The sequence below is a fragment of the Tardiphaga sp. 285_C5_N1_2 genome (assembly GCF_052076065.1).
Lineage (GTDB): Bacteria > Pseudomonadota > Alphaproteobacteria > Rhizobiales > Xanthobacteraceae > Tardiphaga > Tardiphaga robiniae.
Genome location: NZ_CP197241.1, coordinates 5,864,609 through 5,887,885, shown reverse-complemented (window position 1 = coordinate 5,887,885; position 23,277 = coordinate 5,864,609). Strand labels below are relative to the sequence as shown.

At 62.3% G+C, this 23,277-nt stretch carries 25 protein-coding genes; 15 read left to right on the top strand and 10 right to left on the bottom strand.

Features of this window, described 5'->3' with window-relative positions; all coding sequences use genetic code 11:
• Positions 1-180: 180 nt before the first annotated feature.
• The gene (locus AB7951_RS27880; protein WP_439062040.1) at positions 181-1,215 is read left to right on the top strand and encodes a diguanylate cyclase domain-containing protein; all 1,035 of its coding nucleotides are present in this window, start codon (positions 181-183) and stop codon (positions 1,213-1,215) included.
• A gap of 72 nt (positions 1,216-1,287) precedes the next feature.
• Here AB7951_RS27880 and AB7951_RS27875 read toward each other — a convergent pair whose 3' ends face one another.
• Entirely contained in the window at positions 1,288-2,268 is a 981-nt protein-coding gene (locus AB7951_RS27875; protein WP_089263086.1) for an MBL fold metallo-hydrolase, read from the bottom strand.
• Here AB7951_RS27875 and AB7951_RS27870 point away from each other — a divergent pair.
• Positions 2,267-2,449, top strand: coding sequence for a hypothetical protein (locus tag AB7951_RS27870; RefSeq protein WP_141137046.1), 183 nt, complete (start codon positions 2,267-2,269; stop codon positions 2,447-2,449). The genes AB7951_RS27875 and AB7951_RS27870 overlap by 2 nt on opposite strands.
• A gap of 12 nt (positions 2,450-2,461) precedes the next feature.
• Here AB7951_RS27870 and gshB read toward each other — a convergent pair whose 3' ends face one another.
• From gshB to rsmI, 3 genes are read right to left on the bottom strand one after another with little or no spacing between them, the layout of a single operon-like run.
• Positions 2,462-3,403 (bottom strand): glutathione synthase, encoded by a 942-nt coding sequence (gene gshB, locus AB7951_RS27865; protein ID WP_120287688.1) that lies wholly within the window; start codon positions 3,401-3,403, stop codon positions 2,462-2,464.
• Positions 3,404-3,439: 36 nt separating this feature from the next.
• The gene (locus tag AB7951_RS27860) at positions 3,440-3,853 is read right to left on the bottom strand and encodes a YraN family protein (RefSeq protein ID WP_120287689.1); all 414 of its coding nucleotides are present in this window, start codon (positions 3,851-3,853) and stop codon (positions 3,440-3,442) included.
• A complete protein-coding gene (gene rsmI / locus AB7951_RS27855) occupies positions 3,840-4,796 on the bottom strand; it encodes a 16S rRNA (cytidine(1402)-2'-O)-methyltransferase (RefSeq protein WP_120287690.1) in 957 nt (318 codons plus the stop codon). Before rsmI ends, AB7951_RS27860 begins: the two co-directional genes overlap by 14 nt.
• Before the next feature lie 225 nt (positions 4,797-5,021).
• On the opposite strand from rsmI, the gene AB7951_RS27850 reads away from it, so the two are divergent.
• A complete protein-coding gene (locus AB7951_RS27850) occupies positions 5,022-6,236 on the top strand; it encodes a penicillin-binding protein activator (protein WP_120287691.1) in 1,215 nt (404 codons plus the stop codon).
• Positions 6,237-6,239: 3 nt separating this feature from the next.
• Here AB7951_RS27850 and hemW read toward each other — a convergent pair whose 3' ends face one another.
• From hemW to rph, 3 genes are read right to left on the bottom strand one after another with little or no spacing between them, the layout of a single operon-like run.
• On the bottom strand, positions 6,240-7,403 hold the full coding sequence (gene hemW, locus AB7951_RS27845) for a radical SAM family heme chaperone HemW (protein WP_120287692.1): 1,164 nt from the start codon (positions 7,401-7,403) through the stop codon (positions 6,240-6,242).
• On the bottom strand, positions 7,390-8,025 hold the full coding sequence (gene rdgB / locus AB7951_RS27840) for an RdgB/HAM1 family non-canonical purine NTP pyrophosphatase (protein WP_441256100.1): 636 nt from the start codon (positions 8,023-8,025) through the stop codon (positions 7,390-7,392). Before rdgB ends, hemW begins: the two co-directional genes overlap by 14 nt.
• Before the next feature lie 35 nt (positions 8,026-8,060).
• Positions 8,061-8,783: a ribonuclease PH gene (gene rph, locus AB7951_RS27835; protein WP_093757824.1), complete on the bottom strand. Its 723-nt coding sequence runs from the start codon at positions 8,781-8,783 to the stop codon at positions 8,061-8,063.
• Positions 8,784-8,936: 153 nt separating this feature from the next.
• Between rph and hrcA the strand changes: the two genes are divergently transcribed.
• Positions 8,937-10,025, top strand: coding sequence for a heat-inducible transcriptional repressor HrcA (gene hrcA / locus AB7951_RS27830; RefSeq protein ID WP_120287694.1), 1,089 nt, complete (start codon positions 8,937-8,939; stop codon positions 10,023-10,025).
• A gap of 105 nt (positions 10,026-10,130) precedes the next feature.
• Positions 10,131-10,730 (top strand): nucleotide exchange factor GrpE, encoded by a 600-nt coding sequence (grpE, locus tag AB7951_RS27825; RefSeq protein ID WP_120287695.1) that lies wholly within the window; start codon positions 10,131-10,133, stop codon positions 10,728-10,730.
• A 54-nt stretch (positions 10,731-10,784) separates the two neighbouring features.
• Here the strand turns inward: grpE and pncA are convergent, their stop codons facing one another.
• Both pncA and AB7951_RS27815 read right to left on the bottom strand, forming a co-directional pair.
• On the bottom strand, positions 10,785-11,501 hold the full coding sequence (gene pncA / locus AB7951_RS27820; RefSeq protein ID WP_120287696.1) for a bifunctional nicotinamidase/pyrazinamidase: 717 nt from the start codon (positions 11,499-11,501) through the stop codon (positions 10,785-10,787).
• Between the two features lie 85 nt (positions 11,502-11,586).
• A complete protein-coding gene (locus AB7951_RS27815) occupies positions 11,587-12,531 on the bottom strand; it encodes a hypothetical protein (protein WP_120287697.1) in 945 nt (314 codons plus the stop codon).
• Positions 12,532-12,911: 380 nt separating this feature from the next.
• Between AB7951_RS27815 and dnaK the strand changes: the two genes are divergently transcribed.
• The 8 genes from dnaK to AB7951_RS27775 all read left to right on the top strand — a co-directional run bounded on the left by dnaK (position 12,912) and on the right by AB7951_RS27775 (position 20,086).
• The gene (dnaK, locus tag AB7951_RS27810) at positions 12,912-14,810 is read left to right on the top strand and encodes a molecular chaperone DnaK (RefSeq protein WP_120287698.1); all 1,899 of its coding nucleotides are present in this window, start codon (positions 12,912-12,914) and stop codon (positions 14,808-14,810) included.
• A 183-nt stretch (positions 14,811-14,993) separates the two neighbouring features.
• Positions 14,994-16,136, top strand: coding sequence for a molecular chaperone DnaJ (gene dnaJ, locus AB7951_RS27805; RefSeq protein WP_120287699.1), 1,143 nt, complete (start codon positions 14,994-14,996; stop codon positions 16,134-16,136).
• 92 nt (positions 16,137-16,228) lie between these two features.
• Positions 16,229-16,831: a class I SAM-dependent methyltransferase gene (locus tag AB7951_RS27800; RefSeq protein WP_093757830.1), complete on the top strand. Its 603-nt coding sequence runs from the start codon at positions 16,229-16,231 to the stop codon at positions 16,829-16,831.
• Between the two features lie 45 nt (positions 16,832-16,876).
• The gene (locus AB7951_RS27795; protein WP_093757831.1) at positions 16,877-17,455 is read left to right on the top strand and encodes an NADPH-dependent FMN reductase; all 579 of its coding nucleotides are present in this window, start codon (positions 16,877-16,879) and stop codon (positions 17,453-17,455) included.
• 6 nt (positions 17,456-17,461) lie between these two features.
• The gene (gene pyrF, locus AB7951_RS27790) at positions 17,462-18,178 is read left to right on the top strand and encodes an orotidine-5'-phosphate decarboxylase (RefSeq protein ID WP_089263059.1); all 717 of its coding nucleotides are present in this window, start codon (positions 17,462-17,464) and stop codon (positions 18,176-18,178) included.
• A 23-nt stretch (positions 18,179-18,201) separates the two neighbouring features.
• Entirely contained in the window at positions 18,202-18,504 is a 303-nt protein-coding gene (locus AB7951_RS27785) for a DUF1330 domain-containing protein (RefSeq protein WP_120287700.1), read from the top strand.
• A 120-nt stretch (positions 18,505-18,624) separates the two neighbouring features.
• Positions 18,625-19,440 carry a 4-hydroxy-tetrahydrodipicolinate reductase gene (dapB, locus tag AB7951_RS27780; protein WP_089263057.1) on the top strand — a complete coding sequence of 272 codons (816 nt, stop codon included), beginning with the start codon at positions 18,625-18,627 and terminating at the stop codon, positions 19,438-19,440.
• A 22-nt stretch (positions 19,441-19,462) separates the two neighbouring features.
• Positions 19,463-20,086: a 2,3-bisphosphoglycerate-dependent phosphoglycerate mutase gene (locus AB7951_RS27775; protein ID WP_089263055.1), complete on the top strand. Its 624-nt coding sequence runs from the start codon at positions 19,463-19,465 to the stop codon at positions 20,084-20,086.
• A 26-nt stretch (positions 20,087-20,112) separates the two neighbouring features.
• Here the strand turns inward: AB7951_RS27775 and AB7951_RS27770 are convergent, their stop codons facing one another.
• Positions 20,113-20,904, bottom strand: coding sequence for an alpha/beta fold hydrolase (locus AB7951_RS27770; RefSeq protein ID WP_120287701.1), 792 nt, complete (start codon positions 20,902-20,904; stop codon positions 20,113-20,115).
• A 171-nt stretch (positions 20,905-21,075) separates the two neighbouring features.
• Here AB7951_RS27770 and AB7951_RS27765 point away from each other — a divergent pair, with 171 nt between their 5' ends.
• Positions 21,076-21,726: a GntR family transcriptional regulator gene (locus tag AB7951_RS27765; protein WP_115032048.1), complete on the top strand. Its 651-nt coding sequence runs from the start codon at positions 21,076-21,078 to the stop codon at positions 21,724-21,726.
• Entirely contained in the window at positions 21,723-23,252 is a 1,530-nt protein-coding gene (locus tag AB7951_RS27760; protein ID WP_120287702.1) for an aldehyde dehydrogenase, read from the top strand. The genes AB7951_RS27765 and AB7951_RS27760 overlap by 4 nt, the downstream gene beginning before the upstream one ends.
• Positions 23,253-23,277: the final 25 nt, after the last annotated feature.

Below are 23,277 nucleotides of genomic sequence, written 5' to 3'. Positions count from 1 at the left end.
CGCCCTCATTCGAGATGAGAGCGTAACCTAAGGTTGCTTCTACATCAAGAACAATCAGTGAACGAAATGTAGCGGTAAAGTATGCTGGTTTCGGCTGAAGTCGGCCATTGGCGTAGAAAATCTTAAACACGTCATGCAAAGCATCCTATGAGCTTCGAGACGAAGACTGGGTGCCCGCAGATGTCAGATCGCTTGTCGATGCCGCCAGACGCTCCGGATGACGCCGACCTGATCGCTGCGCTGAAGGCGCAGATCGAAGCTCAACAGGCCATCATCGATCAACAGGCTGCTTCGCTGGCGCATAGCCGGAAGATATTCGATCGCTCCTCGGCGGCAGCGCGAATCGGCGTCTGGGAATGCGACCTCTCCGATGAATCGCTGGTCTGGACCGATGTTGTCTATGACATCTTCGATCTACCGCGTGGCTCGACGCCGATTCGCGAGGAGGCGCTCGCCTGTTATCCCGAAGAATCCGTCAGGGAACTGACGAAGCGGCGCAGCAAGGCCATCGAGGATCGCACGGGCTTCAGTCTCGATGCGGAGATCATCACCTTCAAGGGCAACCGGCGCTGGATCAGGATCACGGCCACTGTCGAGTCGGTCGATGGCGTTGCCGTCCGCATCTTCGGCATGAAGCAAGACATCACCGAAGAGAAAATTCTGGCGGATCGCAACCGCTATCTCGCCGAATTCGATACGCTGACCGGCCTCGCCAATCGCAGCCAGTTTCAAACCAAGCTGTCGCTGTTCGATGCGGCGTCGGCCATCAAGGTGAAGCCGTTCGGCGCGCTGCTGTTGATCGATCTCGATGAATTCAAGCCGGTCAATGACTGTTTCGGCCACGCAGCGGGCGATGCCTGCCTGACCGTCGTTGCAAATCGAATTCGCAACATCTGTGCCGGTGCGGAACTGGTCGCACGACTCGGCGGTGACGAATTCGCGGTTCTGCTGGGGCCTCACGCGGAATTCGAGGAAGCCTCGGAGACGGCGCGTGCGATTGTCACGCAGTTGGGACTGCCGATTGATCATCGCGGACAACAGTTGCGGGTTGGCGCATCAATCGGCATCGCGCTGGCCGATAACTGCACGTCATCGCAATTGGCAGCCATGGCCGATTCGGCGCTCTATGCGGCGAAGGATGCCGGACGTGGCACGTTCCGGATCTACAAACGCGGAGCGGAGAGACGTCAGAGGGACGCCTCATCCGCGGCGTGAGGATAAATTGCTGCGGAATTCCTGCGGCGGTCACTGTCTCAAGATCGCCGCAGGAAAGTCGCAGGACTTCCGCTAGAGATTCATCACCATCGGCTCGGCGATATAGCGGAAGCCGTCGCCCGATTTGACCACATGGCCATAACCCGGCCAGGCAAAGTGATAGGACATCACGGCGGTCTTGTTGGCCGCGAGCATGTCGAGCATCTTTACCCGCGTTGCCGCGGCCATCTTCGGATCGGAATCATAGGCGAACTCCATCCGCGGCTTCTCCAGCAACAGCACCTGATGATGGGTGAGGTCGCCGAGGAACGCGAAGGACTTTCCGTCCGACTGGATCATGAACATGTGGTGGCCGAACGTATGGCCAGGTGCATGCATGGCGGTGACGCCCGGCAGGAACTCCTGGCCGTCCTTGAAGAACACCAGGCGATCCTTCACCGGCAGCAGGTTCTTGCGCGCATGGACGATGAAGTCCTTGAGCGGCGAACCGAGCTTGCCTTCGTCGGTCCAGAACTTGAAGTCTTCCTCGCTGAGATAGATCTGCGCGTTGGGAAATAGCGGCTTGTCATTGGCATCGACGATACCGCCGATATGATCGATATGGGCGTGCGAGCACACCACGGCATCGATATCGCCGGGCTTGATACCGGCTTCGGCCATACTTTTCTGCAGGCGACCCGTGGTGTTGCCGAACAGTTGCGACGTGCCCATGCCGGTGTCGAACAGGATCAGTCTGTCGCCCATGTTGACGATCGGCGCGTTCTGTTCGAGCACGACATTGCTGCTGCTGAGGAAATTATCCGTCAGCATCTTCTGCACGTCTTCCTTGGGTACGCCGACGAATGTGCCGGAGGGATCGCCGAGCGGCAAAGGTCCGTCGGAGACAACGGTGACTTCCGCGCTGCCTAACATGAAACGGTGGAAGTAGGGCGCCTGTGTGCCGAGCTTTGGTGCCTTGGCCGATGCGCTGCCGATGAGGCCGGGAGCGAGAAGATTTGCGCCCAAACCAGCGCCGAGCGAGAGCAGGGACCTTCGCGAAACTTCTGAAGTCATGCGTTTCTCCACTGATATGCTTTTGCTTGCCGCCACATGTAGCGGGCCGCTCGATTGGTCGAGCGTGCATCGGCATGCTGCGCTTGCCGTCCATGACTGGCAAGCAAAAGCAGCAGGCGGAGAATTGCGACAAATGGAATTCAAACTGCTGCGTCAAGTATTGACGCAGCGCAGCGAGTGACGCGAGCGGAGTTTACTTCCGCTTCGCTTCGATCACGTCCCAGACCCGCGCCGCGACATCCGGTCCGCCAAGCTTGGCGATGGCGCGAATGCCCGTGGGCGACGTCACGTTGATCTCGGTGAGATTGCCATCGATCACGTCGATGCCGACGAACAGCAGACCGAGATCACGCAGTGCCGGTCCGACACGTTCGCAGATTTCGCGCTCACGCGGCGAGAGTTCGGTGGCCTTGGCGGCGCCGCCACGCACCATGTTGGAGCGCAAATCGTCTTCAGCCGGCACGCGGTTCACGGCACCCGCGAATTCGCCGTCGATCAGGATGATGCGCTTGTCACCATGCTTCACTTCGGGGAGGAAGCGCTGGATGACCCACTGCTCCTTGAAGGTCACGGAGAACAGATCGTAGAGCGAACCGAAATTCATGTCCTGCGGCAGCACGCGAAACACCGCTGCGCCGCCATGGCCGTGCAGCGGCTTCATCACCACGGCGCCATGCTCGGCGCGGAATGCATTGATCTCGTCCTTGTCGCGCGAGATCAGCGTCGGCGGCATCAAGTCCGAGAAGCCCATCACGAAGATCTTCTCCGGCGCGTTGCGCACCGAGGCCGGATCATTGACCACCAGCGTCTTCGGATGAATGCGCTCGAGCAGATGCGTCGAGGTGATGTAAGCGAGATCGAATGGCGGGTCCTGCCGCAGCAACACCACGTCGAAGGATTCCATGTTGGTGCGGGTGGGATCGCCGAGGGTGAAATAATCGCCCTCGATATCGCGCACCGACAGCGATTGCACTGGCGCCACCACGTCATTGCCGCGCAGCGAGAGCTTGTCCGGCGTGTAATAGGACAGTTTGTGGCCACGCTTCTGGGCTTCCAGCAACATCGCGAAGGTCGAATCGCCCTTGTGATTGATGCGCGCAATGGGGTCCATCTGGACGGCGACGTTCAAGGTCATGCTGGGGTCCGGAATTGTGGTCGGGAAAGCGAAAATTCAGGTACTGGCGTCGAATGCCGCTAACAGATGGCGTGGCAAATGTCTTGGCGCAATCAGCACGACGTCGAAACGCAGGTCGAATTCTGCATGTTCGGGATGCGCCATCAGCCAGCCCTGGGCGGCATCCATGATCCGGGCCTGCTGACGTGGTGTCACCGCATAGGCGGCCTCGTCCAGGCTGGCGCGGGCCTTTACCTCGACAAAGGCAATCAGGCTGCGTTTTCTGGCGACGATGTCGATCTCGCCATGGGGGCTACGAAAGCGGCGGGCCAGGATGCGGTAGCCCTTGGCCAGCAGCAAAGCAGCGGCACGGCTTTCGGCGGAGAGGCCGGTATTGAACGCGGCGACGCGCTCCGGCGCAGCCGGTCTGGCTGCGCGCTTCGGGGCGGAGACTTTGTCAGTCTTCGCCATCGCCTGAGTCCCTGTGAATCTCCTTGGCCAGCTCCAGCGCGCGGGCATAGACGGCGCGGCGCGGCCGGCCGGACAGTTCGACCGCATGCGCCACGGCGTCCTTGACGCTGTCGCGCTGCAGCGAGTTGCGCAGCAGGGCATCGAGGTCGTCTTCGGTCATGGCTTGCGCATCGGCGGCCGGCGGCCCGATCACCAGGACGAATTCACCCCGGGTTTCCAGCCCATCGGCCTCCTTGGCCAGATCGGCAATCGCTCCGCGATTGACCTCTTCATGCATCTTCGTGAGTTCGCGGCAGATCGCCGCATCGCGGTTGCCCATGATGTCCGCGAGATCGGCCAGCGTGTCCTGCACGCGGTTGCCGGAGTCGAACATCACCAGCGTGGCATCGATGGCAGCCAGCTCGGTCAGGCGGGATCGCCGCGCCATCTGCCGCGACGGTAAAAAGCCCTCGAAGAAAAAGCGATCGGTCGGCAGGGCAGAGACGGCCAGCGCGGCCAGCACCGAGGATGGCCCCGGCAGCGAAATCACATTGAAGCCTGCTGCGGTTACTTCCCGCACCAGCTTGAAGCCGGGGTCGGAAATCAGTGGCGTGCCGGCATCCGACACCAGCGCGATGGACGCGCCCTGCGACAGCTTTTCAAGAATTTTTGGCCGTGCCTGTTCGGCATTGTGCTCATGATATTGCTTGAGTGTGCCGGTGATCCCGTAGCGCTCGGTCAGGCGGCGGGTGATGCGGGTGTCTTCGCAGGCGATAATATCGACCCCTGCCAGGGTCTCCAGCGCGCGCAGGGTGATGTCGCCAAGATTGCCGATTGGCGTGGCTACGAGATGCAGCCCCGGAACAGCTTTCGGTGCCATGAGCAAATGGCCGGAGACCGTGAAGGTCCGGGCCGATGGCGCCGCGGCGTCCGCAGGCGATGAGGAGAGGGGTGTTGCGCGCATGGCGACAATGTAGAGCGAATTGCGCCAAAGGGGGACAGCCGTTTTTTCGGCGTTTGGCCGTGGTTCATTCCCGTCGTGCTAATCCGGCCGCGGTGACGGGGTATGCCGGACATAAAGCTTTTGTTTTGGTTAACTTATCGCCGACAATATGTCTGAATCCGCGCCTCACACTATATAGTGGGTGACGAGGCGGGCCGATCTGATACGGCCGAAAGAAGAGAAGTGATGGCGGATCCGTTCGACCCCAAATCCGGGACCAAGGGCGCAACACGGCGGACGGCTGTCGGCCTGCTGCTGGGCGGGCCGCTGCTCGGGGCCTGCGCGGGTGTGCAATCGACGCTGACCAATGCGTTTGGCACCGGACCGACGGCGCCATCGGGACCGCCTGCCGGACCGGCGCAGCAGTCGCAAGCCATCGGCACCGGGGGCACGAAAGTCGGACTGATCCTGCCGCTGTCGGCTTCCGGCAATGCTGGCGTCGCCGCGCAGTCGATGAAGAACGCCGCCGAAATGGCGCTCACCGAATTCCAGAATCCCAGCATTCAACTCCTGATCAAGGACGACAATGGCAGTGCGCAGGGCGCGCAGCAGGCCGCCCAGCAGGCGCTCGACGAAGGATCCGAAATCATTCTCGGACCGTTGTTTGCGCTGTCAGTGCCGGCCACCGCGCAGCTCACGCGCGCGCGCAACGTGCCGGTGATCGCGTTCTCGACCGATTCCAGTGTCGCCGGCCGTGGTGTCTATTTGCTCAGCTTCCTACCCGAGTCCGACGTCAATCGCATCGTCGATTACGCCGCGGGCACGGGCAAACGCTCCTTTGCGGCGATGCTGCCCGAGAACGCCTATGGCAATGTGGTCGAAGTTGCGTTCAAGCAGGCCGTCGCGCGCAAGGGTGGCCGCGTCGTCGCTTTTGAGCGCTATGGTGCTGACCGCTCCAGCGCAGCACGCAACATTGCCGCATCCCTCACCGGCGCCGACGCGTTGTTCATTGCTGACGATGGCGACGCGGTTGTCGCAACGGCTGATGCCTTGACTGCGGCGGGTGCCAATCTGCGCAATGTGCAATTGCTCGGCACGGGCCTGTGGGACAATCCGCGCGTCTTCAACAGCGCGGCTTTGCAGGGTGGGCTCTATGCCGCGCCAGATCCTGCAGGGTTTCGTGCCTTTGCGGGCCGTTATCGCGCGAAATATGGCGGCGATCCCGTGCGTACCGCGACGCTCGCTTACGATGCGGTCGCGCTGGTCGCCGCTTTGGCGCGCACCCAAGGCGGACAGCGCTTCGCACCTGAAACGCTCACCAATCCATCCGGCTTTGCCGGCATCGATGGTCTGTTTCGTTTCCGCAGCGATGGCGGCAACGATCGCGGCCTCGCCGTGATGAAGGTTGCGTCGGGTGGTGGTCAGGCCGTGGCGGGCTCGCCGAAGAGTTTCGGGGCGTAGCGCCTACGCCGCCAGATCTGCCACGACAGCATCAAGCACAGGGAATCCCTCCTGCGTCACGCGCAGGCGGCCGTTCTGCTCGACGACGATGGCGCCTTCCTCGCGCAGGATGGCGATGCGCTTCTCATCCAGCGCGCGGCCAGACAGCATCTGATAGCGCGCGGGATCGATGCCTTCGGCGAGGCGCAGGCCCATCAGCAAATATTCGTCGGCGCGTTCTTCGCTGTTGAGCAATTCATCCGACGTGACGCCGTGGCCGTTGTCTTCCACACGCATCACCCAGGCTTCCGGACGCTTCTCGGTGGCAATGGCATGTCTGACACCGTCGATGTCGAGGCGGCCATGGGCGCCAGGCCCGATGCCGGCATATTCCTGACCGCGCCAGTAGACGAGGTTGTGCTTGCACTCCGCACCGGGGCGAGCGTGGTTGGAAATCTCGTAAGATGGCAGGCCCTGCTGTGCGCAAACCTCCTGCGTCACGTCATAAAGCGTGCGCGCGAGGCCTTCGTCCGGGGTCTTGAGTTTCCCGGCGGCGTGCAATCCGAAGAACGGCGTGCCTTCCTCGATGGTCAGCTGATACAGCGATAGATGTTCGGCGGCTTCCGAGATGGCGAGCTTGAGTTCGTCGGTCCACATCTGCGGGGTCTGGTCGGGGCGCGCATAGATCAGATCGAACGAATATCGATCGAACGCGCTGCGCGCGATGGCGACGGCATCGAGTGCCTCGCGCGCCGTATGCAAACGTCCGAGCGACTTCAGCGACGCATCGTCTAGCGCCTGCACGCCGAGCGACACGCGGTTGACGCCGGCCTCGCGATAGCCGCGAAAGCGCGTCGCTTCGACGGAGGTCGGGTTGGCTTCGAGTGATACTTCGACGTCGGAGGCGACGTTCCAGTACTTGCCGATCGAATCCAGAATTGCGCCGACGGTCTGCGGCTGCATCAGCGACGGCGTGCCGCCGCCGAGAAAGATCGACGTCACCGTGCGGCCAGGCGTGCGGGCAGCCGTGGTTTCGATCTCGCGTGCGAAGGCCCGCGCGAAACGTACTTCGTCGACGGCGTGATGACGGACGTGGCTGTTGAAGTCGCAATACGGGCACTTCGACAGGCAGAACGGCCAGTGCACATAGACGCCGAAAGCGTCTTGCTGTGCGTCAGCGGGGTTCAAGGCAGATCTCCGCGAGTTTCACGAATGCCCTGGCGCGATGCGACAAGCCCTCGCCGAGTGGCGGCAACCCGTGCTTCTCGACCGCGGTCATCTCGCCATAGGTGCGAGCGTGACCATCGGGCAGGAATGTCGGATCGTAGCCGAAACCGGCAGTGCCGCGTGGTGGCCAGACCAGCGTGCCGTGGGCGTGCGCTTCGACTTCCTCGAGATGACCGTCGGGCCACGCCACGCAGAGCGCCGAGACGAAATGCCCGGTGCGCTTGTCAGGCGAGGTCGCGCCGCGCTCTTGCAGCAAACGCTCGATGCGCGTCATTGCGCCGGTAAAGTCCTTGGAATCGCCGGCCCAGCGCGCCGAGAGGATGCCGGGCGCGCCGTCGAGGGCATCGACGACGAGGCCGGAATCATCTGCGAAGGCGGGCAGTTGCGCGACATTGGCCGCGGCAATCGCCTTGATCGCGGCATTGGCCTTGAAGGTGTTGCCGGTCTCGTCGGGTTCGGCGAGACCGAGCTCGCCGGCCGACACTGCTTCGATGCCGTAGGGGGCCAGGAGGTCGCGCATCTCGGCAAGCTTGCCGGGATTGTGGGTGGCAATGACGAGCTTCCCAGTGATTCGACGATGCATGATGCGAGTCTACGCCTGCTTGATGACTTGCGGAATCACGCGATGGCCATTTTCTGCAGCTCGACGAGGCGTCCGACGCCCTTTTGCGCCAGGGCCATCAGCTTCAAGAACTCGTCCTGCGTGAACGGCGTCTTCTCGGCGGTGCCCTGCACCTCGATGATGCGCCCGTCGCCGGTCATCACGAAATTGGCGTCGGTATCGGCTTCGGAATCCTCGGCATAGTCGAGATCAAGCACGGGGGTGCCCTGATAGATCCCGCAGGAAATCGCCGCGATATTGTCGCGCAGCACGTTTCCGCCGCCGTTCTTGAACATGTTGCGGTTCTTCATCCATGAGATGCAGTCGGCCAGCGCAACCCATGCGCCGGTGATCGACGCCGTGCGGGTGCCGCCATCGGCCTGGATCACGTCGCAGTCGATGGTGATCTGGCGTTCGCCGAGCGCTTCGAGGTCGACGGCAGCGCGCAGCGAGCGGCCGATCAGGCGCTGGATCTCGACGGTGCGGCCGCCCTGCTTGCCGGATGCGGCTTCGCGGCGGGTGCGTTCCAGCGTGGCGCGGGGCAGCATGCCGTATTCGGCGGTGACCCAGCCGCGGCCCTGGCCCTTGAGCCATGGCGGCAGGCGCTCTTCCAGCGTGGCGGTCACCAGCACATGAGTGTCGCCGAATTTCACCATGCAGGAACCTTCGGCATATTTGACCACGCCGCGTTCCAGCGACACGGCGCGCAGTTCATCGGGCGCACGACGGCTTGGCCGCATGAGAAAATCCTTCCAAATGTCCAGAGAAAGCCTGTTCGCGGTGCTTTTAGGGGGCACGGAGCGTAGCGGCAAGGGCAGGGCAGGTTCCACAACCGCAATGGTGCTTGTATCCCGCCCGCCGGAGCGACAGATTAGGTCCTCAAGGAGTATCCTGTGGTCCACCACGATCCGATCGGCCTGATTTCGCCGCATGCCGGCCTCGCCCAGCTCAATGAGCGATCGCGTGAGATCTTCCGGCAGATCGTCGAGAGCTATCTCGCCACCGGCGAACCTGTCGGTTCGCGCAATATTTCACGCCTGATCACGGTTCCGCTGTCGCCGGCCTCGGTCCGCAACGTCATGTCGGACCTTGAGCAGCTCGGTCTGATCTATGCGCCGCACACCTCTGCCGGACGGCTGCCGACCGAACTCGGACTGCGGTTTTTCGTCGATGCCTTGATGCAGGTCGGTGACCTCACCGAGTCGGAGCGGCAGTCGATCCAGCAGCAATTGTCCTCGGTGGGGCGCTCGCAGACTGTGGAGGCGGCGCTCGGCGAGGCGCTGACGCAGTTGTCCGGCCTGACCCGCGCAGCGGCGGTAGTTTTGACCGCCAAGTCCAATGTGCGGCTGAAACACATCGAATTCGTCCGTTTAGAGCCCGAAAAGGCGCTGGTCGTGCTGGTTGCCGAGGATGGCCAGGTCGAAAACCGCGTGCTGACCCTGCCGCCGGGCGTGCCGTCGTCGGCGCTGAACGAGGCGTCGAACTTCCTCAATGCCCGGATTCGCGGCCGTACGCTGGCCGAGGCCCGGCTGGAACTGGAAACGGCACTGACCCAGAACCAGATCGAGCTCGATCAACTGACCCAGAAGGTGATTGCCGCCGGCATTGCCAGCTGGTCGGGTGGCGAGAAGGATGATCGGCAGCTGATCGTGCGCGGCCAGGCCAATCTGCTCGAGGATCTCCATGCGCTGGAGGATCTTGAACGCGTTCGCCTCCTGTTCGACGATCTCGAAGCCAAGCGCGAGGTGATCGATCTTCTCGGCCGGGCGGAGACGGCCGAAGGTGTCCGCATCTTCATCGGCTCGGAAAACAAGCTGTTCTCGCTGTCCGGCTCGTCCACGATCATTGCGCCCTATAGCGATGGTGCCGGCCATATTGTCGGCGTTCTCGGTGTCATTGGCCCGACCCGGCTGAACTATGCGCGGGTGATCCCGATGGTAGATTACGCGGCGCGCATCGTCAGCCGCATGCTTGGCGGCTGACAGATCGGCCGAATCCGGCTGGTTGCGCTTGATTTTCGGCGCTCAAACCCCGATATCCCGCTCAGCAATCCCACCATTTTGGCGTGTTTTTGAGAAGGCAGCGTGATGACTGATTCCAATGGGCAGAACGACAATCAGGACAAGACGGCGCAGGCCGCCGATCCGGTGGTCTCCAAGCCCTACATCATGCCGGACGATCCGGAACCGAATTCGGTCGAGGCCCTGACCAAGGAAGCAGCGGAATCGCGCGACAAGATGCTGCGCACGCTGGCGGAGATGGAAAATCTGCGCAAGCGGACGCAGAAGGAAGTCGCCGACGGCCGCACCTATGCGATCGCCAATTTCGCGCGCGAAGTGCTCGATATCGCCGACAGCCTGCAGCGTGCGCTGGATGCCGTGCCTGCCGACACCAAGGCCGCGGCCGATCCGGGCCTGAAGGCGCTCCTCGAAGGTGTCGAGCTTACCGAGCGTTCGCTGCTCAACACGCTGGAAAAGAACGGCGTGAAGAAGTTCGATCCGTCGGGCGAGAAGTTCGATCCGAATTTCCAGCAGGCGATGTACGAAGTGCCCGATGCTTCCGTGCCTGCGGGCACCGTCGTTCAGGTTGTGCAGGCCGGCTACACCATCGGCGAACGCGTACTGCGCCCGGCGCTGGTCGGCGTGTCGAAGGGTGGGGCCAAGGCGGCGCCTGTAGCGTCGGAGTAAAGCTGCGTAGTAAGAGCTGGATCGCCCGGTCAAGCCGGGCGATGACAGCGAGAGTTAAGCCGCCAGATCGCCTGACTGAATCCGTTTCACGCCGGCTTTGTTCATGTCGGCCCAGGCCTTGGCCAGCGAGCCCTGCGTGTCGATGCCGCGGCAGGCATCTTCGATCACATAGACATCGAAACCTGCTTTTCGCGCATCGAGGGCGGACCACGCGACACAGAAATCTGTGGCGAGACCGGCGATGAACACGCGCTGCAATTTGCGGGCTTTCAGATAGGCGGCGAGACCGGTGGTGGTCTTGCCGTCGGCCTCGGTGAAGGCCGAGTAGCTGTCGACGTCCTTGTTGAAGCCCTTGCGCAAGATCAGTTCGGTATGCGGGATGGCGAGATCCTTCGAGAGCGCAGCCCCTTCAGTGCCCTGCACGCAGTGATCCGGCCACAGCACCTGCTTGCCGTATTTCACCTCAAGGGTCTCAAACGGCTTCTTGTCGCTGTGGCTGGATGCGAAGGAGATATGGCCCGGCGTGTGCCAGTCCTGCGTCATCACCACATCGGCGAATTTCTTCGCGATGCCGTTGATGACCGGGACGACCTTGTCGCCGTCCTTCACGGCCAAGCTGCCGCCCGGTAGGAAGCAGTTCTGCACGTCAATCACCAGCAACACGGATGTACGATCGAGGCTGACCTTGCCAGCGGCGGATAGTGTTCTGGGAGCTAGGCTGGTCATGGCTACGGCTCCAAGCCCCCCGAGAACCTGACGTCTGTTGAGCATCGCGAAATTCCCCGTACCGAATTGGCCCAGCAAATCAGGTCACGGGGAGATCGTAAAGCGGGCCGTGAGGACGGCCGTGCGTTCTTTAGCGCGGCTCGATACCGTCGCGCACGGCGCGGAAGCGCGGAAACGCCTTGGCCCAATCATCGCGCGGTGCGCTTGCAATAATGCGCATCGTGATTTTGCCGCCGCCGAAGCGCAGCCACTGTACCACGCTGACCGGCGTGTTGTTCTTGCCGCTGACGGCGTCGATACGGGTCTCCCAGCCTGCCATGCCGTCGATCCGTTGCGGCTCCGACATGGTGATGCGGCCTTCGCGCAGGCCGGGAATCGTGCCTGCGGCCTGCTGGGCAAAGCGGCCGCGATCTTCAGCCTTTTCCGGCGCGGAGGCCAGGCTGCCGATCACCACAAAAGGACTCGTTTCGATGCTGTTCTCATCGCTCGAGTCGGCCAGCAATAGCGCGGCACCCGGCGCCAGCGTGCGGACGGTCTTGAAGTCGCTCATTTCCGAGACCTTGAACGGCATCAGACCGAGTTGTTCTGCCAGCGGCACCTCCTTGCGGACCACGGCGGATGAGAGCATCTGGCGCACCGCGTCGTCGGTGTAGATTTTCTGGGCGTTTTCCGGGACTTGCACGGCGACATAGCCGGAGAAGGTCCCGCCGCCGACGATCATCGAATAGCGCCTGACATTGCCGGTCGCGTCCTTGGCATTCTCGATCGTGTAGAAGGCCTTTCCGGCCGTGGTCTCGATGCTCTCGGGCTTCGCGGCCATACCAGCCGGATTGGCCTTGAACGCAGTCTCGACCTCGTTGAAGGCGGCGGCCGGCAGTTCGGTCATGAGCACCTTGACGCCCTGATCGGATGTCTCGAAGCCGACAAAGGTCTTTGCCGGGGCGAGGCCAACCAGCGGGGCCAGACCCACACGGACACCCGGCGGGAAGACGGGATCAGCCGCCAAAGCGGGGCGGTGGGCGACCGAAATGGTCGTCAGCATGGTCAAAGCGAACAGGGGCGCAGCATGTTTCATGAAAAATCTACTGGATTTGTATTGAGGCTGTTCGATGGTGCGGGGCTCCGGCCTTGGCCGTCACGCGACCGGCCGGAAAGGGCGTTCACGGTTGCCCTGTTCCGCCAACAGATCAAGCCATAAATCCGTTCCCGGCGCCGTCCGCGCCCATCCGTCGCGTATTGGCGAAACAACCGCCAAGGGTCTGTTTCACCAAATATTAATTTCGCGCATCGGTCGTGTTTTCATGGGTCTGGAGTGTGCCAGATGCCTTGCGGCCACCACCCCCCCTCCTATATGAGGCCTACCGTCGCAATATCGCGAATAGTTGATGTTTGGGGGTTGGGAGCGGGGTGCCGTCAGGGCCCAGCCAACCTGCCGCAGAAAAAGGATATGAGAGCATGGGAAAGGTCATCGGTATCGACCTCGGTACGACGAATTCCTGCGTCGCCGTCATGGATGGCAAAACGCCGAAGGTCATCGAGAACGCGGAAGGCATGCGGACCACGCCGTCCATCGTGGCTTTTACCGATGATGGCGAGCGCCTCGTCGGCCAGCCGGCCAAGCGCCAGGCAGTTACCAATCCCGAGCGCACCATTTTCGCGGTGAAGCGCCTGATCGGCCGCCGCTATGACGATCCGACCGTCGAGAAGGACAAGAAGCTCGTCCCCTACAAAATTGCCAAGGGTGGCAATGGCGACGCCTGGGTCGAAGTCGACGGTAAAACCTATTCGCCCTCGCAGATCTCCGCCTTCACGCTGCAGAAGATGAAGGAGACCGCGGAGGCTCACCTCGGCCAGAAGGTCGAGCAGGCCGTCATCACCGTGCCCGCTTACTTCAACGACGCTCAGCGTCAGGCCACCAAGGATGCCGGCAAGATCGCTGGCCTCGAAGTGCTGCGCATCATCAACGAGCCGACTGCGGCTGCGCTCGCTTACGGCCTCGACAAGTCGAAGTCCGGAACCATCGCGGTGTACGACCTCGGCGGCGGCACCTTCGACGTCTCGATCCTTGAGATCGGCGACGGCGTGTTCGAAGTGAAGTCCACCAACGGCGACACGTTCCTCGGCGGTGAAGACTTCGACATGCGTCTGGTCGGCTACCTCGCCGACGAGTTCAAGAAAGAGCAGGGCATCGACCTGCGCAACGACAAGCTGGCGCTGCAGCGTCTGAAGGAAGCTGCTGAAAAAGCGAAGATCGAGCTGTCGTCGACGACCCAGACCGAAATCAACCTGCCGTTCATCACGGCGGATGCCTCCGGTCCGAAGCATCTGACGTTGAAGCTGACCCGCGCCAAGTTCGAAGCGCTGGTCGACGATCTCGTGCAGAAGACCATCGAGCCTTGCCGCAAGGCGCTCAAGGATGCCGGTCTCACCGCCGGTGAAATCGGCGAAGTGGTTCTGGTCGGCGGCATGATCCGCATGCCGAAGATCCAGGAAGTCGTGAAGCAGTTCTTCGGCAAGGAGCCCCACAAGGGCGTCAACCCGGACGAAGTCGTGGCCATCGGCGCCGCCATTCAGGCCGGCGTGCTGCAGGGCGACGTCAAGGACGTGCTGCTGCTCGACGTGACCCCGCTGTCGCTGGGCATCGAGACGCTGGGTGGCGTGTTCACCCGCATCATCGAGCGCAACACGACGATCCCGACCAAGAAGAGCCAGGTGTTTTCGACGGCCGAGGACAACCAGAACGCCGTCACCATCCGGGTCTTCCAGGGTGAGCGCGAAATGGCAGCCGACAACAAGCCGCTCGGCCAGTTCGACCTGATGGGCATTCCGCCGGCTCCGCGCGGCATGCCGCAAGTCGAGGTGACCTTCGACATCGACGCCAACGGCATCGTCAACGTGTCGGCGAAGGACAAGGCGACCAACAAGGAACAGCAGATCCGGATCCAGGCATCCGGCGGTCTGTCCGAGTCCGACATCCAGAAGATGGTCAAGGACGCCGAAGCGAACGCTGCCGAGGACAAGAAGCGTCGCGAGGCTGTCGATGCCAAGAACCACGGCGATGCCCTCGTGCATTCGACCGAGAAGGCTCTGAGCGAGCATGGCGACAAGGTCGGTGAGACCGAGCGTCGCGCTATCGAGGATGCCATGAGCGACCTGAAGGAAGCTCTGAAGGGTGATGATGCCGAGGCGATCAAGGCCAAGACCAACACGCTGGCGCAGGCTTCGATGAAGCTCGGCGAAGCGATGTACACCCAGCAGGCCGAGGCTGACGCCAAGCGCGATGCCGAGAAGGATGACGTGGTCGACGCCGAGTTCACGGAAGTCGACGACGACAAGCCGAAGAAGTCGGCCTGATAGGCGAGCGGAACGATGACCCTCATCCTGAGTAGCGCGGTGCGCGTCTCGAAGGATGAGGGTTGTTTTTTGTCAGGCGGGCCTTGTTAGGTAAGTTTTGTTAGTGCGGGAGTAGCATCTTCATCGATGCGTTCTTCTGGGATGCTCCTCGGGATGAGGACCAATTTCGGGCGGATCTGACTGATGTCCACCAAGCAATGTTATTACGAGACGTTGGAAGTCGAGCGCGGCGCGAATGATGCGACCCTGAAGACGTCGTTTCGCAAGCTTGCGATGAAATGGCATCCGGACAAGAATCCAGGCGATGCCGCCGCTGAAGTGAAGTTCAAAGAAATTGCCGAGGCCTACGACGTTCTCAAGGACGGCGACAAGCGCGCGGCCTATGACCGTTATGGCCATGCGGCCTTCGAACAGGGCAATGGTGGCGGCGGTGGTCCGGGCTTCGGATCCGGCTTCGCCTCGTCCTTCTCCGACATTTTCGAAGACCTGTTCGGCATGGCCGGACAACGTGGCGGTGGCCGCAGCGGCGGCCGCGAGCGCGGGGCAGATCTTCGCTACAACATGGAAATCACGCTGGAGGAGGCTTACTCCGGCAAGACCGCACAGATCGAGATTCCGGTCGCGGTGACCTGCGAAGCCTGCTCCGGCACCGGCGCCAAGGCAGGAACCAAGCCGAAGGCCTGTTCGACCTGCGGCGGTGCCGGCCGCGTCCGTCAGGCCCAGGGCTTCTTCACGCTGGAAAGGACCTGCCCGAGCTGTCAGGGCCGCGGTCAGATGATCGAGGATCCGTGCCCGAGCTGCTCCGGCGCTGGCCGGGTCGAGCGCGAGCGCACGCTCTCGGTCAACATTCCAGCGGGCGTCGAGGACGGCACCCGCATTCGTCTTGCCAATGAAGGCGAAGCCGGCGCGCGCGGTGGCCCGTCGGGCGATCTCTATATTTTCCTGACGCTGGCCTCGCACGACTTCTTCCAGCGCGATGGCGCGGACCTGCATTGCCGCGTGCCGATATCGATGGTGACGGCCGCGCTGGGCGGCGAATTCGAAGTGCCGACCATCGAAGGCGGGCGCAACAAGGTCAAGGTTCCCTCGGGCACCCAGTCCGGGCGCCGCTTCCGCGTTTCGTCGAAGGGCATGCCGGTGCTGCGCTCGCGCCAGACCGGCGACATGTATGTCCAGGTCGTCGTGGAAACGCCGCAGAACCTGACGAAAAAGCAGCAGGAGCTGCTGGCCGAATTCGAGAAACTATCTTCGGGTGCAACGCAACCTGAAGCCGCGGGTTTCTTCACTAAGGTCAAGGACTTCTTCGGAACGCGGACAAGCTCCTGACGTTGGAAGCTTGACCGTTTCTATTGTTGCCTATACCTCTTTATGACGAAATTCTGACGTTCCGCACGTTCCGCGGTCTGCCTGGAAGCGACATGCCTCTGCACTCGTCCGCGCGTACGTTGAAGAAGCCGCTCCGTCTCGACGACGAGGTTCGCTTCCTCCGTTCATGGATCGATAAGCCGCTGCATATGGGTGCCGTGATGCCGTCGGGCAAAGCTCTTGCCCGCACGATGGCGCAATATGTCGACAATGACGCGACGGGTCCGGTCATCGAACTTGGACCAGGCACCGGCGCGATCACCTCTGCGCTCGTCGCGCATGGGGTGGACCAGAAGCGTCTGGTGCTCGTCGAATTCAATCCCACCTTTTGCGCACTGCTGCGTGAGCGCTACCCGCAGGCGACGATCGTTCAGGGCGACGCCTACACATTGCGCGATACCCTGTGGGATGTGCTGAAAGAGCCCGCCTCCGCCGTCGTCTCCGGCCTGCCGCTGGTCACTAAGCCGATGCTGACGCGCCTCAAGCTGATCCGCGATGCCTTCGCGGCGATGTCGCCGAACGCGCCCTTCGTGCAGTTCACCTATTCGGTGGCGCCGCCGATCCCCAAATCGCTGCCCGGCGTGTCCACAGAGGCCTCCGAGCGGATCTGGATGAACCTTCCGCCGGCGCGCGTCTGGGTGTATCGCAAACGCTAGTGCCGGCCGCGATCGCGCGGTGGCTTCGCCCCGACGATCGGAATCATGGCTGCGATCAAGATCCTCGTTATTCCAGGCTCGCTGCGCACAGGGTCGCTGAATGCGAAACTCGCGGCTGTCGCCATTGACGCGCTGGTTCGCGCCGATGTCGATGCCACCAGGATTTCGCTCGGCGACTTTCCGCTGCCGATCTATGACGGCGACCTCGAGAGCAATTCCGGCGTACCGAAACATGCGCTCGATCTGAAGCGTATGATATCGGCGCATCATGGTGTGCTGATCGTGACGCCTGAATACAACGCGTCGCTGCCGCCGCTGGTGAAGAATACGATCGACTGGATCTCGCGCGTGGAAGACACGCATGAGAGCAAGGGCCAGGTGTTTCGCGAGCGGCCGTTTGCGATCGCTGCGGCTTCGAATGGGCGGCTTGGCGGTGCGCGCTGTTTGCAGGCCTTGCGGCTGGTGCTGTCGGCGTGTCGCGCGATGGTGATCCCGAACCAGCTCACGCTGGCGTTCGCCGGTGAGGCCTATGACGATATGGACCGGCTGAAACACGCCGCCGACAAGGATGCGATGACGGCGATGGTGCGCCAGCTTATCGATGTTGCGCAGCAGATGAAGTGAGACGAGATGACGTTGCAGACCATTGATCCCCGCGACCGCCTGATCGTCGCGCTCGATTTGCCGGATGTTGACGCTGCCGAAGCGATGATCGCGCGGCTCGGCGACAGCGTGACTTTCTACAAGATCGGCTATCAGCTCGGCTATGCTGGTGGTCTGCCGCTGGTGCGCAAGCTCGCCGATACCGGAAAGAAGGTGTTCGCCGATCTGAAGATGCACGACATCGGCAACACCGTCGCGCGCGGTGTGGAAAGCGTGGCGAAGCTCGGCGCGACCTTCCTCACCGTGCATGGCTATCCGCAGACCATGCAGGCGGCGGCCAATGCCAGCAAGGGCTCCGGCCTGAAGATCCTCGCGGTGACAGTACTGACCTCGTACGACAACGAGGATCTGAAGGCCGCGGGCTATCAACTCGGTGTCAGCGATCTCGTCGCCGCGCGCGCGCAGCAGGCGCAGGCGCTCGGTATCGATGGCCTCGTCTGCTCGCCGGAAGAGGCGGCGAACCTGCGCAAGCATATCAAGCCTGAGATGTGTCTGGTCACGCCCGGTGTGCGCCCTGCGGGCAGTGACGTGGGCGATCAGAAGCGGATCATGACCCCGGCACGCGCGATTGCCGAAGGTTCGGACTATCTGGTGGTCGGCCGTCCGGTAATGGAAGCTGCTGATCCGAAGGCTGCGGCCGAGGCGATCGTCGCCGAAATTACGCAGGCACTGGCGAACAAGTAAGAACGGGACAGGGAGAGAGACAGATGGCCAAGGCTTACTGGATTGCACGCGTCGACGTGCACAATATGGACGGCTACAAGCAATACGTGGCCGAGAACGGCCCGGTCTTCAATAAATTCGGGGCCAAATTCCTGGTGCGCGGTGGTCAGTTCGAGGCCAAGGAAGGCACGTCGCGCTCGCGCAATGTTGTGCTCGAATTCAAGGACTACACGACCGCGCTAGCCTGTTACAATTCGCCGGAATACCAGCGGTTGGTCGCGATGCGCAGCCCGCACGGCGAGAGCGATCTCGTGATCATCGAGGGGTATGACGGTCCGCAGCCTTGAGCGGCAGGGCCTTAAGCATGTGTTTGATCTGATTGGTATCTAAGGACTTTAGGTACCGTGGGCGTGTTGCCGCCGTGGCAACGCGCCGCTATACCGCCTTGAGATACTGAGGATCGTTCAATGTCCGATATGAGACTGATCGTTGCTGGCGCCGGCGGCCGAATGGGCCGCGCGCTGATCCGCACCATCTCCGAAACCCCCGGCGCTGTCGTTTCCGGTGCGCTCGAGGCGCCCGGCTCGGAGCTGCTCGGACAGGATGCCGGCGTGCTCGCCGGCCTTCCCGAGAACGGCGTCAAACTCTCGGCCGACCTCTGGACGCTGTCGAAGGATGCCGATGGTATCCTTGATTTCACGGTGCCTGCGGCGACCATCGCCAATGTTGCGATCGCAGCCCAGCGCGGCCTCGTTCACGTGATCGGCACCACCGGCCTGTCGTCGTCGGACAACGCGGTGATCAAGAGCGTGACCGGTCAGGCCATCGTCGTGCAGTCGGGCAATATGAGCCTCGGCGTCAATCTGCTCGCCGCGCTGGTGAAGCGCGTTGCGCAGTCGCTCGATGACGGCTTCGACATCGAAGTGCTGGAGATGCATCACAAGGCCAAGATCGACGCGCCCTCGGGCACGGCTTTCATGCTGGGTCAGGCTGCTGCCGAGGGCCGCAAGATTCCGCTCGAGCAACATTCGGCCCGTGGCCGCGATGGTCTCACCGGCGCGCGCAAGACCGGCGATATCGGCTTTGCCTCGCTGCGCGGCGGCACTGTCGCTGGCGATCATACGGTGATCTTCGCCGGTCCCCATGAACGCATCGAGCTGTCGCACAAGGCCGAGGATCGCATGATCTTCGCCCATGGTGCGCTGAAGGCGGCGATGTGGGCGCATGGAAAAAAGCCAGGTTTGTACTCGATGGCTGACGTGCTCGGCCTTGGTGAAATGTAAGAAGAACGAAACGGAATTCTCGATGAACGAACGTCTTCTCGTCCTCGTCCGTCACGGGCAGAGCGAATGGAATCTGAAGAACCTTTTCACCGGCTGGAAAGATCCTGATCTCACCGAGAAGGGCGTCGCAGAGGCCAAGGAAGCCGGCCGCAAGCTGAAGGCGCAGGGTCTGACCTTCGATGTCGCGTTCACCTCGGCGCTGACCCGCGCGCAGCACACGCTCAATCTCGCACTGGAAGAGATGGGCCAGACCGGCCTGCCGATCACGAAACATCTGGCGCTGAACGAGCGCGATTACGGTGATCTCTCCGGCCTCAATAAGGACGACGCCCGCGCCAAATGGGGCGAGGAGCAGGTCCATGTCTGGCGCCGTTCCTATGACGTGCCGCCGCCCGGCGGCGAAAGCCTGAAGGATACGCTGGCGCGCACGCTGCCGTATTTCGTGCAGGAAATCCTGCCCTGCGTGCTGCGCGGCGAACGCACGTTGGTCGCCGCGCACGGCAATTCGCTGCGTGCCCTGATCATGGTGCTGGAGAAGCTGACGCCGGAAGGCATTCTGGCGCGGGAGCTCGCGACCGGCGTGCCGGTGATCTATCGGCTCAATGCCGATGCGACGGTGGCGTCGAAACTCGATCTGGCGGGTTGATCGACGCGCTCGGTTGCGTGGCGCGGCTAGCGCGCCATCGCAGCCGACACGAAATCCGAGATCGCATCGAGAAAGACGTCCGGCTTCTGCAATTGCGGGACATGCGCGCAGCCCGGAAGCAGGATCAGCCGTGCATCAGGTAGTCCGGCAGCAAGCTCTCTGGACATCGGTGGTGGCGTCGCTTCATCGTGCTCGCCGACCAGTACCAGCACCGGCACTTTGACGGTCCCGATCTCAGGCCGGAGGTCCAGCGTCGCCAGGGACTCGCAGGCACTCTGAAACACGCCGGGATCCGTGCGCAAAAAGGCCTCGCGGCGATCGCGCATCAGCTCCGGGTTCTGTTCCTGAAATTCAGCGGCGAACAAGCGTCGCATCGCGACATCGGTAACCGCCGGCAATCCCTTGGTCGATGCTGCCGTCGCCATGTTGCGGAACGCCTCGCGGCCGGATTCGGAAAACGCTGCGCCGCAATCGGCGAGAACCAGACGGCCTGCGATGCCGGGATGGCGGATCGCCATCTGCAAGGCAACGAAACCGCCATAGCCGTTACCGAGCACGATCGTGTCCGCGCCGTCGCCGCAGTCCCTGACGGCCTCCGCCACGCGGTCCGCTACGGCCGCCAGTCCGCCGCTTACGGCGTCTGATCCCCCAAAACCCGGCAATTCGGGAACGATGACACGGTGGGTCTTGGCCAGCGACGGCACGATGCTGTCGAAGCTTGCCCGGTCAGACAGCAGCGAGTGAAGCAGCACGATGGCCGGTCCTTCGCCGAATTGCGCTGCATTGACGGTGCCGTTTGCCAAGCGCCGATCTGCCATTTTTGCCTCTCTAGTCAAAAGCTTGCAGCCCGCAGCCTGGTCGGCTGTCGCATCCGCCTGTCCTGTTGTGTCCCGGACCGGAGCCTAAAAGCAAGTCCTCGATCGCGCAAATCTGACTTGACGTGATATTTCACGAGATGCATCTTTGTCGGAGAATCAGAGGAAATATCCGTGCTTCTTCGAGATAATGTCTACAACAGCCTCAGGTCTGATATCCTAATGTGTCGCTTTTTGCCAGGCGATGATATGCGGGAGCAGGAGCTGGCGGAGCGCTATGCGGTCAGCCGCCAGCCCGTACGCGAGGCTTTGCTGCGGCTCGAGCGCGAGCATCTCGTGACGGTGCAGCCGCGCCAGGGTTATCGGGTCAATCCGATCTCGATCTCGGACGCCCGGGACCTGTTGCGGTTTCGCTATGCGGTCGAGCCGGCCTGTGTGTCGGAAGCGATCGAGCACGCCTCGGACAACATCCTGCGCGGATTGGACCAATACAGGTCGTTCGACGGCTCGGCGGAAGATTTCATCGATTATAACCGCGCCTTCCACATCGCGCTGGCACAGGCGTCCGGCAACCGGCGCATGGCGTCGGCCGCGCGCGATCTGATCGAACAGGCCGACCGGCTGGTGCGTATCAGCATCGCCAACGTCAAGGGCCGCGATCACATGCAGCTCGTGGGCGAGCACGTCAGCCTGATCGACGCCATGCAGCGCCGCGACCAGCGCGGCGCGGCGCGCATCATCAAGGCTCACATCGAGAAAACAGAAAAGCGCGTGCTGCCTGCCTTGGCGCGTAACGCGATCATCGTCGAAGGGAGAGATCTATGAACATTCCAACAAAAACAGGCTCCATCGATGTCGAGATCCACGGCAATTTCGTCGATGGCCGCGAAGTCGAAGCCGGCAACGGCGAGATGATTGATGTGCGGAACCCGGCTACGGGCGACGTCATCGCGCGAATCCCCAATTCGACCACGGCCGATATCGATCATGCGATGAAGAGCGCGCGTGCGGCGTTCGAAGGACGCGCATGGGGCGGCATGGATACGCGCGCCCGCGCCCGCCTCATCAACAAGCTTGCCGATGCGTTCGAGGCCAACCTAGACACGCTGTATCGGCTGGAAACGTTGAACAACGGCCGTCCAGTCAACGAGACACGTGCGCAACTCTCGCGCCTCCCGGACTTCTTCCGCTACTTCGCGGGCGTCGCCCTGGCGCGGCGCGATTCCGTCATTCCGGTTGAAGGCGCGTATCTCAACTATACGCTGCGCACGCCGATCGGGATCGTGGCGAACTGTACGCCGTTCAATCATCCGCTGATGATCCTGTGCAAGTCGCTGGCTGCCGTTCTGGCCACCGGTTGCGTCACCGTCGTCAAGCCGTCGGAATATACGCCCCTGACCACGTTGAAGCTCGCGCAGATCTTCACCGAAGCCGGCCTGCCGCCGGGCGTATTTAATATCGTGCTCGGCTACGGCCCGAGCGCCGGCAAGATGCTGTCCGAACACCCTGACATCAACAAGCTGGTGCTGACCGGTGGCACTGAAGCGGGGCGCATCGCCGGATCATCCGCGGCGAAAGTGTTCGCGCATCAGACCATGGAGCTCGGCGGCAAGACGCCTGTCATGGTGTTCGACGATTTCGATGTCGATCAGGCAGTGAACTACGCTGCCTTCGGTGCCTTCATCGGTGCCGGCCAGACTTGCGTCTGCGCTTCCAGGCATATCGTGCAGGCCTCGGTCTACGACGAGTTCGTAGCGAAGCTACAGGCCAAGACGAAGTCTATCCGTATCGGCGATCCGTTCGATCCCAACACGCAGCTCGGCCCGGTCATCTCGGCGCGCCAGCGTGACCGCGTGCTGTCCTATGCGCGTTTTGGCCACGAGGATGGCGCCCGGCTGGTTGCTGGTGGCGTTGCGGCAAAGATAGCCGGTCACGAAAACGGGTTCTTTGTGGAGCCCACGGTATTCGCCGATGTTCGGTCGGACATGCGCATCTTCCAGGAAGAGGTGTTCGGTCCGTTCACATCTGTCACGCCGTTCAAGGACGAGGCCGACGCGTTGCGTCTGGCCAATGATTCTCCGTTCGGCTTGGCCGCGGCGATCCGCACCCGTGACGTCGCGCGCGCGCATCGCGTGGCCGGCCGCGTCAAGGCGGGTATCGTCTGGATCAACGATCATCATCGCCTCGATCCTGCATCGCCCTGGGGCGGCGTGGACGACAGTGGCATCGGCCGTGAATGCGGCACCGAAAGCTTCGACGATCACTTCAACACCAAGAGCGTGATGGTGGCGACGGGCGATGGCCCGTTCGACTGGTATCGCGACACGGCGGGGCAGAAGCGACTGAACTAGAGCAAAGCGATCGCCAACAGATCCC